Raw genomic sequence first — 11,707 nt, 5'->3', positions numbered from 1 at the left:
CCTAGGCTGCTTACGCCGACAGGCGCTTGCGGCCATGGGCGCGGCGAGCGGCAATGACCTTGCGGCCACCCTTGGTCGCCATGCGCGCACGGAAGCCGTGGCGGCGCTTGCGAACCAGCTTGCTCGGTTGATACGTCCTCTTCACGGCACTTCTCCGGTCGAATGGGGCAGCGGTGCTCGATGGCTCGCGCCCGTCTGGTTAAGGTGGGGCTGCCCCCGAAACTGTCTCGAAAAAACGATCAGCGCCCCAGAAGAGCGCTGTCAGCTTGCGGGCTTATGACGGAATGGAGGGGCAAAGTCAACGCCGCTCTGGCCTTTATGCGGCAATCGGCGCAGCGTCTTCACCACAGTGACTGGGCCCTCGGCTCTGCCTTTCAAGGCACTACATATGGCACGAAATCCTGGAGGATCCGTGATCGATACGCAGCCAAAGCCTCATAGCCCAAAGGAGGCAGGCCGTCTCTGGCGCACTTTGCCTCTCGTGCTGCTTGTCCTGGCTTTAGGGGGCATCTTTGCAACGGGCCTGCACCGCTCCTTAAGCTTTGAAACCTTTCTCCGCTATCAAGCCTGGCTTCAGGACCTCGTCGCCGTCCATCGCCTGCCGATGCTGGGGCTCTTCTGCCTGACCTACGTGGCGGCGGTGACCCTGTCCCTGCCAGTTTCGGCTTTTCTGTCCACCATCGGCGGCTATCTGTTCGGCTGGGCTCTCGGCGGGATCGCGGCCTCCTTGGCGGCTACGCTGGGGGCAGCCAATATCTTCCTGATCGCCCGCACGTCCCTGGGACGGCCTCTCCTGGAAAGGGCAGGCGCCCGCATCCAGGGCCTTGCGGCGGGTTTCCGGAGGCAGGCTTTTCTCTACCTGCTTTCCCTGCGCCTGATTCCCGTGGTGCCGTTCTGGCTGACGAATCTCGCCGCCGCCTTCTTCGGCATGCGGATGAGGCCTTTCGTGCTGGCGACCCAGATCGGCATGCTGCCGGTCTCTTTTGCCTTCGCTTTTGCCGGATCGGGGCTCGACGAGGTGATTTCCAGACAGGAGAAACTTCGCTCGGATTGCCTCGCGACAGGCCAAAGTGAATGCACCGCCGATTTCAGTGCCGGGAGCCTGTTGACGCCCGAGTTGATGATCGCTCTAGCTATCTTAGGAATCTTGGCGCTGGTTCCGGTTGCGCTGAGGCACTGGCGCAGGCGCGTCGCCGACGAGGGGCAATGATCAGGCAGGCAGAGAGGACGAGAGCATCGGACCCAAAAGTGGATTGCACTTTTGAGATCGATCCGATGCTCCCTTCCTTGGTTGGCGCATTGTTCTTCGCGGAAAATCGGGTCCATTTTTTGCTGGCGCGGACCTCTGGTTCCGCACAATGCGCTTGCGGGGTTGATTCATCCCTACCTACCTTTATCCCAGTCGATGGTGGGCGCGGCGATGGAGTTTCTCGAACCGTCGGCCCAAAATCCTTGATCGCGGCGACGAACTTTCGTGCTTCGTCGCCTGGAATGAAACGGGAATGAGCCGCGAGCCGACCACTTTCGCAGGGCGTTTTTTCAGCCAGTTCGGGCTTTCCGCACGCCTGCTCCTTCTGACCGTGCTCTTCGTGATGATCGCGGAGGTGCTCATCTATGTGCCGTCTGTCGCCAATTTCCGACTGACGTGGCTGAACGACCGTCTGGCGGCCGCGCAGATCGCCGCCATGGTCCTCGATGCCGCACCTGAGGAAAGCCTGTCGGAAGAGCTGGAGCTGCGGCTCCTGCACGGGGTCGGCGCCAAGGCCATCGCCCTGAAAGGGGGCGGGCGCAGGAGCCTGCTGGCCACGGGCGACGTGCCGCCGGAGGTGAGCAAGACGGTCGATCTGCGCGACGCGAAATGGATGACCCTGGTTCAGGATGCCTTCAGCGCCCTGTTCACTCCCGCGGACAAGCCCATTCGCGTCATCGGAGCCGGCATGGGCGTGGAATTCGTCGAGATGATCCTCGACCAGGCGCCCCTACGCCACGCCATGATCGAGTTCTCGCGCAACATCCTCTTCCTGTCCCTCTTCATCTCCATCATCACGGCGAGCCTCGTCTATCTCACCCTGCAATGGGTGATCGTGCGCCCAGTCCGGCGGCTCACCGGCAACATCGCGGAATTCTCCAGCAATCCGGAGGACGCCTCGCGGGTCATCCAGCCGACCGATCGCGTCGACGAGATCGGCCTCGCCGAACAGGCCCTGGCCCGCATGGAAACGACCCTGGCCGACGAGCTACGCCAGAAGCGCCGTCTGGCGCAGCTGGGACTGGCGGTCAGCAAGATCAACCACGAGCTGCGCAACATGCTCACCACGGCCCAGCTCCTCACGGACCGTCTCGACCGGGTCAGCGACGAGAGCGTCCAGCGCATCGCCCCAAGGCTCGTCAATACCCTCGACCGGGCCATCGCGTTCTGCGAGACCACCCTGGCCTACGGCCGGGCGACGGAGCCTCTGCCGCAGAGGCGGCTCGTTCCCCTGGCGCCTTTGATCGCGGAATTGTCGAATCTGACGGATCTCGCCCCCGAGGTCGGCATCGCCTTCGAGGCTCAGGTGCCGGAAGACCTGATGATCGATGCCGATCCGGACCAGCTCTCCCGGGTTCTGGTGAATGTGGTTCGCAATGCGATCCAAGCCCTGAGCCAGACCGGATCTCCCGAGGGGCAGCCGCGGATCGACGTGACCGCCTCACGGGAGGGCGGCATGGTGTGCATCCTGATCAAGGACAATGGCCCCGGCATCCCCGAACGAACAAAGGCCAACCTGTTCACGCCCTTCCAGGGCTCGGCCCAGAAGGGGGGACGGGCTTGGGCCTGCCGATCGCGGCGGAACTCGTTCAGCTCCATGGCGGGACGATCACCCTCGATGACAGCCATGGCAAGACCTGCTTCAAGATCACGATCCCGGACCGCTTGTCCCCGCTGGCGCAGCGGTCGGAAAAGTAGACCTGGTTTTTCCGGGCCCTACGATACGCCAGAAGAGGAATGAGCACCGGATGGATCCCGAAAGCGGAAGCCACTTTTGAGTCCGATGCGACGGGCAAACTCAGGCTTTCCGCACATCTTCTGCACGAAGAGGCTTGCCAACCGGATCAGATCCCTCTATGTCACCGGCCTCGGCCAACGTTGCTTCCCGCAACGACCTGCCGACCAAGCGCCCGTAGCTCAGCTGGATAGAGCACCAGACTACGAATCTGGGGGTCAGAGGTTCGAATCCTTTCGGGCGCGCCATTATTTTCAAGCACTTAGGTGCTGTAGGTTCGAATGCCGCTTACCGGACATAGCTCCTGGTAAGCATATGGTAAGCAGAGCCTCGAATAACTCTCCGCTCACGATCTCGGATAAGTCATCCTTCCTCACTGGTCCTCGCCAAGCAGAGGAGGGGGTATCAGGACCGGCACGCTACATGCTGCCGATCCCCCGAGGCCTAAAAGGAGTGGGTATGACACCCACCTCCTTGCAGCCGTGCGGCCGCTCGATGGGACGATAGAGCCGGCGCTGCCGCTCTAAGGAGTTTTACGACCTGCCTGTAAAACTCCTGCACATGCGTGACATTGGAACCTAGTCTTCCACGAAGAAGCTGTTGCCACCGTATGGGTTGCCTGCCCCGTAAGGATTTCTGATGCTGTCGGGTGAGTACTGGCTGCCGTAGCGGCCGTACGGATTGCTTGTTGAGTCCGGATCATAGGGGTTGGAACTCAGCCGGCCCCTGTAGTTGCCGCTCTGGTCGTAGATCCGTGGGGCATTAGTCGCATAGGGGTTGTTGGCGCTGTTGTTGCTATAGGGGCTTCCCCGATTGCTATAGGGATTATTGATCCCATTCGGAGCATACGGGCTACCGGCACCATAGGGATTGTTCAGGCAATTGTAGTCATACGGGCAGGCGGCGAACGCCGATGATGAGGCAAGCAGCGTAGCCGCCCCGAGCAATAGTCCAACGATTTTCATGTATGCCCCTCCAGATGAGCGGAGGAACTATTAACAAGTCTTAATCGAGAGTCGAGGCTGCCCGTGTGCGGCACACTTTCTTAAGGTGCTCCTCGCCGGGCAGCTCTTTCATGGAACCACTATGACGGCCCTTACTCTTGGTTTTGGAAGGAGGCTCGGGATGTGGCCAACTGGATCTCCCCCAAGGGAATCTCGCGATCAGTTCGTTGAGCCAGCCGGGTTTCCACCTATCCGATCCGAATCTACGCAGTGAGCAGCTTCGTGCTGTGATTGATTGTGTCGGAACAGTTTACCGAACCAAGTGCGCAAGTACCTTGCCATGGTAGCTTCGGCGGCCTCATCGGGTACCGTGAGCCATTCCATCAGCCGCAATGGCAAATCCACATCCTCGCAATCGGGATGAAGTCTATCGAGGAATAAGATTGCGTGATCAGTCAGGGCAATATGTTCGGAATGCAAAGTCTTTCGATCTGAAGCCGATCCATCCGGGAAACTCCAAAATGGGTTAGAGAGTGCTGCCCTTTTTGTGCGCCGGCCCTTCTGTAATCGATGATCTAAATCTCCCATTATTTCGACCGAGCCTTTCAACCCAGCTAGAGAACCGCGCCAGTGCTGCGGAAGAATTCCGTGTGAGTATCGACCTGTCCCAACCCATGGACTGACCTGATCGGCAGGAAATCCCCCATTCTGCCGCGCACGGATACGATAGAGCATTTGCACCGCAAATGGGTTCGAGAGCTCGACTTCCCAGTTCCGACCAGGAAACAGATGAGGGTATCCTTCCAAATCGCTTACATCACGTCGATTGGCCACAATTGCGTGAAGCTTCCAGTTCCAGAAGAAGTGCTCTTCCAAACGTCGCGCCAATAGCTCTTTGAAAAAGCGCTCGCGATCGATCTCGGCCGAAAGAGGAAGCTCCAAGCTTTCTTGATCTCTTATAGGCCTATTAGTGTCCCACGTCCGTTGAACGCGATAGCCCTCCGTCTTCGCCACCAGCTCCTGTAGGGTCGAAATCGGATCGGATGTCGTGTCGGCGCAGGCAATGTAGAAATCCTGTAGGATATGATAGCGTGACTGGCCGACCTTGAATGCCTGGTCTCCATCTGAGGGGACTTCGTCCGAGAAATGTACGCCTAGTCGTGAGTCCAGCTCTTCAATTGCTGGTGCTGAAACAAGGATTCGCCGAGCCTCAAGGAGGGCCTGCTCAGGGGCAACATAGATGGGCAGAAACTCGCCGTCCCATGTTGAGCCGTCGCCTGAGTCAAGGCGGCTAACCTTCGTTGCGTGAGGGATCAGAATCCGCCTAGGCTTGAACCATTGCGGCAATTCAGCCATGCGCAGTTGTCGTGGGAAGCGCTGACGACGGGTTTCAAGCTTGTGGACGAAAATGTAATCCTGGCCGAATAAGGCAGCATCACGGAGAGTCATAAAACCATCGTCGATGAGAACGATGTCGCGTGATGATAGGTAAGGCGACTGCAGAGCCATGCGTTTCTCCGAATAATCGGTGGGGAAAGCATGGCTTAGCCATGGACTACATTATGGGTATCAGCGTGGCCTCTCAGGCGTCAAGACCCATTGATTATGGCCTGGCGCGCCGCAGGAGAGCGACAGAACCATTCACATGTTGCGCGGATCATGCATCGCCCCCGTTCTCATGCAGGATGTCGAGAATGAGCGAGAGGCCGAGAGGAAGGCCAGCTGAATAGCGATCCTCTAGACACTGCTCCAACTCACCTTGCAGGCCGCCGTCTGCGAATGAGGCCGCGGCCGCCATTCGAGCCTTGAGCAATTTCCCTTCTCGCGTCGTAGCCCGTGTGGTGGCAATCCGCTCCTCGAGGTTGTGAAGGCTGCCGTTGTTTTCCGTCAATGCCTGCTCGGCAGCGGTGAGCCCGCTCCGTTCCCGAGCGTCTGCGATGCTTGCCTGATAGGCGTCCCAGGCCGACACGATTTCATCAGCACGTGCCTGTGCCTCAGGGAAAGGTTTCTGACCCGGAAGGACGCCTGTCTCGGAATCCCCAACCACTCTGCTCCAATCTTGTCTCGTGCAGGCTTTTGCGCGGAGCCGTGCAATGGCCGCCTGATTATAGATCTGCTGGGAAGCGTCAGCACTCTGGCGCCAGTGGTTTTCCCCTCTGGGCATATCAAGTGCGAAATCGTGAGGCTGCACGGTCAGCTCTTGCGGCATTTGAGGGTGGATGCTCCAGAAGTGGCTTTCCGCCTCCTCTACCCTTCCATCCAATTCGGCGACGCGCCCCCATGCCGCCCACCATTCCCGACCAAGGGCCAGAAGGGCGTTATCGTCACTTGTTAAACGGGCGCCGCTCGCCAGTGCAGGGGACGCTACAAGGGCTGCGAGAGAACCACTAAGGATGGAGCGGCGGGACAGTGAAGCAGTATGACGCATTTCATGCTCCTGGGGATGAGGCGTAACGAAACGAAGGTGTCAGGCGGAAAGGTCGGGACGGGGAAGCGGCTCGAATTCGGGCATTGCGATGCCGAGGCTGATTTCCAACTCGACGGCCAGTGCCTTAATGCGGTCTACTGAATGCGTGAGATGACCCAGGTGCTCTTTAATGATGCAGAGCATGATTTCCCGGTCCTGCCTGAGAGTTTGGTCGCGAGTGCGGTTGCGCCGGGGAGCGGGAGCGACCTGATGGCCGGCAACGGTGACGAGACGAAGATGGTTGGCGGGCATGAGTTTCTCCTGAAATTTTGAAGCGATCGGGATTGTGAAAGGTGACCTGCCGCGTCAGTGAGCCGCGAAGGCGCGCTGAGCCTTGGCGTGGCGCCAGATGGACTTGAGAGCGGAGCCGACGAGCTGCGACCAGGCTGCCTTAGAACCCTTGGCGCGCTGAGCGCGGGCTTGAGCAATGGCAGCTGTCATGATGGCTGACCGGTCATAGGAGCCAGCTACCGCGAGAGGAGCGGAAGCGGCTTCCCGTGCCAAGCGATCGAGGCGAGCAATCTCGAGAGAGCGAGCGGCAAGATAACCAACAACCGGCTCGGCACGATCAGCGCGCATGTCGCGCATTGCGGCGGTCCAATCGATCTTGCGGTGCGTGGCCATGGTTGCCTCTATTGCGTTACATTGCTTTTTTAGTGTAATCTTCCTTTGAAGTCAACACTAAAAGAGTAAGGTTGCGCAAAAATGGCAATCACGCGGGACCAATGCCGAGCGGCGAGGGCGCTGCTCGATTGGACACAGGATCAAATGGCCGAGCGCTCCGCCGTGTCGAAAAAAACGCTCGCCGATTTCGAAGCTGGCCGAAGAGTGCCTTATGATCGCACACTGACCGATATCCGCCGAGCCTTTGAAGAGGCGGGCATCCAGTTTATCCCTGAAAACGGTGGGGGTGCTGGACTGAGATTCAAAGACCGAAAGGCTGACGCATAGAGATGCCGTACACACTCTCCCGGCTTGCACCTGGCAGCTATGATGTCCTGCTTGACGGAGTGATCATCGCCAGCTTGGTTCGTAGTGGCCAAACCGATAGAGCTACTTGGACAGCCGAGCTCTTGGTGGATGTGCATCCGAGGAGAAGGCCCGCTCCCCTCACCGAGACAGAGCAGACGTTCAGCAGCCTAGAGGAAGCCCAGAGGTGGCTTGGGAACGCTGAAATCCAGGATGTTGGCCGCGACAAGATTTGAGGAGCCTCGGTATATGCCAAGCCAGAACCACTCGGCCAGACGTGAGCAAGTGGACCGGGATGAAGCTCTTGAGGCTTACATTCTTGAACATGCTCCCGGATTACGAGAGCACTACACAGCACAGCACAACGCCTTCCGTCAGATCGAGGAAGATGCATATTCACGCCATCCGGATCCGACACCATACGACATAGCCGCGGCTGAAGCTGCGGAGGCGGCCATGCCGTCCAGGAGGAGGACGGAGGTACAACTCCGTCGAAGCTTCGCGCCCTTAGCTGCTCATCTCCCAAACGAGATCAAGCGCAAACGGAAGCGCTTCGTTCAACAGGGGCAGAGGGCGTGGAACAGGGCCAACCTCATCCCTCTAACCTGGGAGATGGAGCGAACTCTCACGGCAGAATTCATGAAGACTTACGGGCAGTGACGGCCCATCGATCGGACAGACAAGAGCGCCAGCAATGACCAACACCCTGCGTTTCCCACCCGGCACGGACATTCACAACCTCGAGGAAAAGCAGTCCCTTGGGAGCGTAGGAGGTTTGGCCGTCTCAATTGCCCAAGAGGCCGGGAAGCCAGCCACACCGCTCATCCTGGTTGCTTTAGGAGGCGTGGACGGCATCAATGCCCTTCAATCCTTCACCCCCACGCCGGAGGGTGCACAGCTTGCTGTTCTTGCGGGCCGTGTCGCCGTCAATGCGCTGGCTGTTGCACAGGCCACTTGGGCTGGCTGATGATCCGCACCTAGTGCTTCGAGTCGTCTTTTTCCTCTAGCGCGGCGCTGACGGCCCACCTGTTGGGCTGGGCTCCCGTGCCCCCTTTGGGCTTTCCCTTCTTTGGCTTTTTCGCTTCCCGGTTACTGTGCTGTTCGCGGTGTGCCATAGCATAGCCCTCAAGGCTTCAGGATCCTCTCACGCCGAAGGTTCCGGCTGCCAGAGCATACCACACCCTGCCTTCCACTGAAGCGGACAGGTTGACCCTGCTAGGCAACAGGCGCACGATCAAGGTCTGTGATGATTGAGCACGGCGCTTGGACTCCTGATGCTGCCCGTCGCTCTCCCACGGGCAAGGCCTCGGACTACTCCCCCGAGGCCTTCGCCGTATTGGAAACCAGCTCGCACCCAGCTACGTTCTCTCTGATGTGTACCTCTCGGAGAGCCTTATGCCTCACAAGGATAGAGTTGCACTTTACGGTAGGATCGGGCTTGTCCTGGCCTCGTTCGCTATCATCGGCGGAGTTGTCGCGGAGCCTCTTCTCCGGCCTTTGTGGTCCCCGCATCTGACTGTGGCCCAGCGGTAAGGCAATCCCATCAAGGTCACTCCACCTCACCCCGCCTACCGCTGACGTGGGCGGGGATGAGGTTGCGCTAGCCGACCTTCGGAACGTCGTCTCCCGGCAGCTCAGACGGCTCCCGCGGCAGGTCAGGCTCCTCGCTGGGATCAGGCTCGACCTCGGGGACTGGTGTCGGCATGTCAGGCTCTGGAAGAACAGGAATGTCCGGCTGCGGCGTATCAGGGTACGGAATGTCGGACATAGCAGGTAAACCCCTCACTGAGTTCCTGGAGGCGGCACGAAGGGCACGTCCTCGGGCTCAGGCTCCCCATGATCAGATGGGGTTCCGTCTTCTGGAACAGGATCAAGCTCTGGGAGCTCAGGTAAGGGAGTCGACTCCGGCAATATAGGATCGTCTGGTTTAGGATCCCGTGGATCTGGGCTGCCAACCATTTCACGCTCCATGAAAGCTGTCTCAAAGGAAGCGTTCGCGAGGTCACCAGTTCCCCGACGTCGGGATCACCTCGCAGGTCTCAGCACGGAAGCGGTTGCGCCCTATAAATCCAGCCTCCGACGGATAGGGGACCCCTCATGCACGTCTTCGGCGCCTTTGAACTCGATATCCAACCCGGCACCCCGATAACCCTGCCGCCGAAATCTCAAACGTGATCGGCCCAAGGCTTCGGCAGTAGGCTAAGCGATCAAAACCTATCTGTTTTCAGAACCCTCCAGACACATGCACGCACGCGAGGCCTGTTCCTTGGAACCGATCGGGATAGATAAGGAGCGCTATGGCCCCCCGTCACGGCTGAAGGATCAGTATCAATGAAAGCAGAAGACTATCTCAAAGGGATCGAAGACGACATCAGGGCCCTGGTGAAGCCAGAGTTTATAGAACTGCTTCAAGAATGTGACCGGGAACTCGATCGCCTTCAGGCTGCACTCGATGCAAAACGGGCTGAGCACGAACAGCTAGTGAAGCAGATGCTGGATATCGTCGTTGATGCCCGTAGGAAGAAATAGGCATGGCGAACGGCATCTAAAGCAGATCTGAGCTGATCCAAGAAAAGCTCCGCCGGCGATGATCTGGCAGGGCTTTGATTTGAAGCCTGAGAATTCCCATGTGCCATAGGGCTCGGGATCAACCATATATAGGGTGTGGTAGGGCAAATGAGTGATAGACGCATAACCTCCGCACTCTGCTTTTAATGGGTAACCGGCGTAACCTGAGTTACTCTAAGGAGAACAAGCACTTAGCGGTTACGCGCTCAAGTAACCCACGTAACCGGCAACTACATTACGCGGCGACCTAATAGGTAGATCTGACGCTTAAATCGTTGAACTATAAGGCCTTTGTGGTGTTGCTTACTGCCTTACGTACTGACGGAGCTGGGTGCTGGCGTATTCCTCGCGTATTTTCGCCAGGAGGTTAGGTCAATCGGGCTGCGTTTACGCGCACAGCGGAAGCCCATTCTGGGCCTTTGGATGGCCCATTTTTCCAGTAGAGCATCGAATGAAGCCATGTTGCTCCGACATCTCCTATAAAGAACCGGGCAAGAACAACGGTTTAGGCATGTGGGACATCCTCCCGATATGGTCCCGGGAGGATGAGCTAACAACTTCCTAGAAACACGTAACAGAATATCCAAATCTGTTGCATGTAACGGGTTTGTAAGCCGCTGCTGCTGCCTGCTGCTGGGCGCTCACCGCAGCAGCAGCGTTCACGCGGCTTTGGCCTGTGCTCATGAGGTTAGAGTTCAACTGAGCCATCTCCAAATCCGCTTGAGCAGGGCTTATCTGGCCTTTGTCAACACGTTCGGCGATGGCTACTCGGCCAGCCATTTTGACATTCCAGAGGTCGCCTAGCCCAGACCCTGAGGCCCGCGCCGCGAGAGGCGCTTCTGCTGTGTTCAGGCACTGCATATAGCCCGCATAGGTCTTTATCTGCTTCGATCTGTATGCACCTACACAGGCATCGCGCCCCTGTTGGATAGATGCATCAATCTCGGCTTGCCGGGTATCACTAGCGGATACACACCCGGCCATCATCAAACAAACCCCGATAGCCCCAATCGCCTTACTCATCAGCCCCTCCCATAGAGCAGTGGATCCTTATCACCTCTTAAGCTTGTGTCGAGGTTGCCAAAGGGAGGGTGCGTAACGGAACGGTGTTCTGCCTTACCCGTCAACCGGCTCTTGCCCGAAACGACGGGAGCCGGTCTATATTCAGTCCATGGTTACAGCTTTTGATCCAGGGCTCACGGCCAGGGATTTTCCTTGGTTAAGCTGATCAAGCCTCGCCATCAGATCGGCGCCGCTCCGGCACCCCTCAGACATCTCGATGATCAGTGCTGTGGCTTCGTCCCGGTCCGCTCTCGCCTCTGTAGCGGAGGCCTCAGCTCCTCCGCTCTCGCGGATACTCTGTTGCAGCACGGCCAATAGATCATCGTCGCTCATGTACTGAAGCGGCCCATTCAGGTTGCGGCGCTTCTCGATCTTCTGGAGCCGGGCAATGGTTGACTGTCTCATGCTTCATCTCCTGCATAGAGGGCATACCACTCGTCTTCGGTCAGGATCGGGGAAAGAGGCGCGCCCCTGCGCAGATCGCTCTCATTCGATACATCCTCCTCAAGAGGGCAGTCGCTCACGTCGAACCGGATAGCCCCCTGACTATCGGACTGCTCTAGCCGGGTGATGCGGCGTCTAAGGTCTCGACTCATCTGTAAGCTCCTGGGGTTGGCGGAGGGTCAACAAAGACCAGGTGAATGAAGGCGTCGCCCTCAGAGGCCTCGCCGGCTGCGAGCATGGCAGCGTGCTTTGCCTGGGTCTCTTCCTTC

14 protein-coding genes, 1 tRNA gene and 1 pseudogene are annotated in these 11,707 nt (G+C 58.5%); 7 read left to right on the top strand and 9 right to left on the bottom strand.

The window, feature by feature from the left end; genetic code table 11:
- Window positions 1-10 precede the first annotated feature (10 nt).
- The gene (rpmH, locus tag ACD578_RS15945; protein WP_027314822.1) at window positions 11-145 is read right to left on the bottom strand and encodes a 50S ribosomal protein L34; all 135 of its coding nucleotides are present in this window, start codon (window positions 143-145) and stop codon (window positions 11-13) included.
- Between the two features lie 267 nt (window positions 146-412).
- On the opposite strand from rpmH, the gene ACD578_RS15940 reads away from it, so the two are divergent.
- From ACD578_RS15940 to ACD578_RS15930, 3 genes and pseudogenes are all read left to right on the top strand, one after another.
- Window positions 413-1,210 carry a TVP38/TMEM64 family protein gene (locus ACD578_RS15940; RefSeq protein WP_404286478.1) on the top strand — a complete coding sequence of 266 codons (798 nt, stop codon included), beginning with the start codon at window positions 413-415 and terminating at the stop codon, window positions 1,208-1,210.
- Window positions 1,211-1,502: 292 nt separating this feature from the next.
- Window positions 1,503-2,947 (top strand): annotated as a pseudogene (locus ACD578_RS15935) (sensor histidine kinase).
- A gap of 208 nt (window positions 2,948-3,155) precedes the next feature.
- A tRNA-Arg gene (locus tag ACD578_RS15930) sits at window positions 3,156-3,232 on the top strand.
- A 330-nt stretch (window positions 3,233-3,562) separates the two neighbouring features.
- Here the strand turns inward: ACD578_RS15930 and ACD578_RS15925 are convergent.
- The 5 genes from ACD578_RS15925 to ACD578_RS15905 form a co-directional block, all read right to left on the bottom strand.
- Window positions 3,563-3,949, bottom strand: coding sequence for a hypothetical protein (locus tag ACD578_RS15925; protein ID WP_404286476.1), 387 nt, complete (start codon window positions 3,947-3,949; stop codon window positions 3,563-3,565).
- A 198-nt stretch (window positions 3,950-4,147) separates the two neighbouring features.
- The gene (locus ACD578_RS15920; protein ID WP_404286474.1) at window positions 4,148-5,437 is read right to left on the bottom strand and encodes a hypothetical protein; all 1,290 of its coding nucleotides are present in this window, start codon (window positions 5,435-5,437) and stop codon (window positions 4,148-4,150) included.
- Window positions 5,438-5,585: 148 nt separating this feature from the next.
- Complete coding sequence (locus ACD578_RS15915) at window positions 5,586-6,356, bottom strand: hypothetical protein (protein ID WP_404286472.1); 771 nt, start codon at window positions 6,354-6,356, stop codon at window positions 5,586-5,588.
- 39 nt (window positions 6,357-6,395) lie between these two features.
- On the bottom strand, window positions 6,396-6,647 hold the full coding sequence (locus ACD578_RS15910; RefSeq protein ID WP_404286470.1) for a hypothetical protein: 252 nt from the start codon (window positions 6,645-6,647) through the stop codon (window positions 6,396-6,398).
- Between the two features lie 54 nt (window positions 6,648-6,701).
- Window positions 6,702-7,019: a hypothetical protein gene (locus tag ACD578_RS15905; protein WP_404286468.1), complete on the bottom strand. Its 318-nt coding sequence runs from the start codon at window positions 7,017-7,019 to the stop codon at window positions 6,702-6,704.
- Window positions 7,020-7,100: 81 nt separating this feature from the next.
- On the opposite strand from ACD578_RS15905, the gene ACD578_RS15900 reads away from it, so the two are divergent.
- From ACD578_RS15900 to ACD578_RS15885, 4 genes are all read left to right on the top strand, one after another.
- Window positions 7,101-7,346: a helix-turn-helix transcriptional regulator gene (locus ACD578_RS15900; protein ID WP_404286466.1), complete on the top strand. Its 246-nt coding sequence runs from the start codon at window positions 7,101-7,103 to the stop codon at window positions 7,344-7,346.
- A gap of 267 nt (window positions 7,347-7,613) precedes the next feature.
- Window positions 7,614-8,024, top strand: coding sequence for a hypothetical protein (locus tag ACD578_RS15895; RefSeq protein ID WP_404286464.1), 411 nt, complete (start codon window positions 7,614-7,616; stop codon window positions 8,022-8,024).
- 34 nt (window positions 8,025-8,058) lie between these two features.
- Window positions 8,059-8,331, top strand: coding sequence for a hypothetical protein (locus ACD578_RS15890; protein WP_404286462.1), 273 nt, complete (start codon window positions 8,059-8,061; stop codon window positions 8,329-8,331).
- A 1,364-nt stretch (window positions 8,332-9,695) separates the two neighbouring features.
- Window positions 9,696-9,893, top strand: a complete 198-nt coding sequence (locus ACD578_RS15885; RefSeq protein WP_404286460.1) for a hypothetical protein — start codon at window positions 9,696-9,698, stop codon at window positions 9,891-9,893.
- Window positions 9,894-10,493: 600 nt separating this feature from the next.
- Here the strand turns inward: ACD578_RS15885 and ACD578_RS15880 are convergent.
- The 3 genes from ACD578_RS15880 to ACD578_RS15870 form a co-directional block, all read right to left on the bottom strand.
- Window positions 10,494-10,955 carry a hypothetical protein gene (locus ACD578_RS15880; protein ID WP_404286458.1) on the bottom strand — a complete coding sequence of 154 codons (462 nt, stop codon included), beginning with the start codon at window positions 10,953-10,955 and terminating at the stop codon, window positions 10,494-10,496.
- 141 nt (window positions 10,956-11,096) lie between these two features.
- Window positions 11,097-11,399: a hypothetical protein gene (locus ACD578_RS15875; protein WP_404286456.1), complete on the bottom strand. Its 303-nt coding sequence runs from the start codon at window positions 11,397-11,399 to the stop codon at window positions 11,097-11,099.
- The gene (locus ACD578_RS15870; protein ID WP_404286454.1) at window positions 11,396-11,590 is read right to left on the bottom strand and encodes a hypothetical protein; all 195 of its coding nucleotides are present in this window, start codon (window positions 11,588-11,590) and stop codon (window positions 11,396-11,398) included. The genes ACD578_RS15875 and ACD578_RS15870 overlap by 4 nt, the downstream gene beginning before the upstream one ends.
- Window positions 11,591-11,707 lie beyond the last annotated feature (117 nt).

This window comes from Microvirga sp. RSM25 (genome assembly GCF_044784385.1).
Taxonomy (GTDB): domain Bacteria; phylum Pseudomonadota; class Alphaproteobacteria; order Rhizobiales; family Beijerinckiaceae; genus Microvirga; species Microvirga tunisiensis.
This window is presented reverse-complemented; position numbering and strand designations above follow the sequence as displayed.

What these genes read in the sequence shown, in the direction of transcription:
- ACD578_RS15880 (WP_404286458.1), bottom strand. Translation starts at nt 10,955, where the DNA reads ATGAGTAAGGCGATTGGGGCTATCGGGGTTTGTTTGATGATGGCCGGG.
- ACD578_RS15885 (WP_404286460.1), top strand. Translation starts at nt 9,696, where the DNA reads ATGAAAGCAGAAGACTATCTCAAAGGGATCGAAGACGACATCAGGGCC.
- ACD578_RS15875 (WP_404286456.1), bottom strand. Translation starts at nt 11,399, where the DNA reads ATGAGACAGTCAACCATTGCCCGGCTCCAGAAGATCGAGAAGCGCCGC.
- ACD578_RS15890 (WP_404286462.1), top strand. Translation starts at nt 8,059, where the DNA reads ATGACCAACACCCTGCGTTTCCCACCCGGCACGGACATTCACAACCTC.
- ACD578_RS15895 (WP_404286464.1), top strand. Translation starts at nt 7,614, where the DNA reads ATGCCAAGCCAGAACCACTCGGCCAGACGTGAGCAAGTGGACCGGGAT.
- ACD578_RS15925 (WP_404286476.1), bottom strand. Translation starts at nt 3,949, where the DNA reads ATGAAAATCGTTGGACTATTGCTCGGGGCGGCTACGCTGCTTGCCTCA.
- ACD578_RS15900 (WP_404286466.1), top strand. Translation starts at nt 7,101, where the DNA reads ATGGCAATCACGCGGGACCAATGCCGAGCGGCGAGGGCGCTGCTCGAT.
- ACD578_RS15905 (WP_404286468.1), bottom strand. Translation starts at nt 7,019, where the DNA reads ATGGCCACGCACCGCAAGATCGATTGGACCGCCGCAATGCGCGACATG.
- ACD578_RS15920 (WP_404286474.1), bottom strand. Translation starts at nt 5,437, where the DNA reads ATGGCTCTGCAGTCGCCTTACCTATCATCACGCGACATCGTTCTCATC.
- ACD578_RS15915 (WP_404286472.1), bottom strand. Translation starts at nt 6,356, where the DNA reads ATGCGTCATACTGCTTCACTGTCCCGCCGCTCCATCCTTAGTGGTTCT.
- ACD578_RS15870 (WP_404286454.1), bottom strand. Translation starts at nt 11,590, where the DNA reads ATGAGTCGAGACCTTAGACGCCGCATCACCCGGCTAGAGCAGTCCGAT.
- ACD578_RS15910 (WP_404286470.1), bottom strand. Translation starts at nt 6,647, where the DNA reads ATGCCCGCCAACCATCTTCGTCTCGTCACCGTTGCCGGCCATCAGGTC.